The organism is Vibrio sp. OPT46 (assembly GCF_015163535.1).
GTDB classification, from domain to species: domain Bacteria; phylum Pseudomonadota; class Gammaproteobacteria; order Enterobacterales; family Vibrionaceae; genus Vibrio; species Vibrio alginolyticus.
In genome coordinates this window covers 1-413 of the sequence record NZ_JADDYG010000347.1, presented here as the reverse complement: position 1 = coordinate 413, position 413 = coordinate 1, and the positions used below count along the sequence as shown (strand labels likewise).

Sequence of the window (413 nt, the reverse complement as noted above, 5' to 3'; positions counted from 1 at the left end):
AGTCATTACTTAAGTTTTCTGTCTATTTCAAAAGAGCTAACAAGACAATTAATAAGTGTGAAATTAAGACAAGTTCTCAGTTGACTAAGCGACGCTTGCTAAATAAAAAATCAGAATTAGATTCAGGAAACGCTTTGAATCAATAGTTTGGTAGGGATATATGATGTTATCTCGGGGGTGTTTGATTTATTTATCTGATGCTTTAACTTAATTTAGTGAGTTGAGCGACGTGCTTTAATAAGCTTCCGTCAATGTTAGGTAAATCATCAGCGAAAAATATCTGAGCACCGGGAGTGCAGCGCATTAATATATTTGTTAGTTCACCTTCATTGTTGGAAGTGTTAACTGCGTTAAGTTTCGCTAATTTATTACAAAGCTCGTCCTCTATTTGCACTTTCTGCTCTTCGGTGAGC

General features: G+C 35.6%; 1 pseudogene. It reads right to left on the bottom strand.

The annotated features are described in order from the left end of the window. Nucleotides 1-202: 202 nt before the first annotated feature. A pseudogene (locus IQR33_RS33250) lies at nt 203-413 on the bottom strand (transcriptional regulator); the annotation flags it as partial.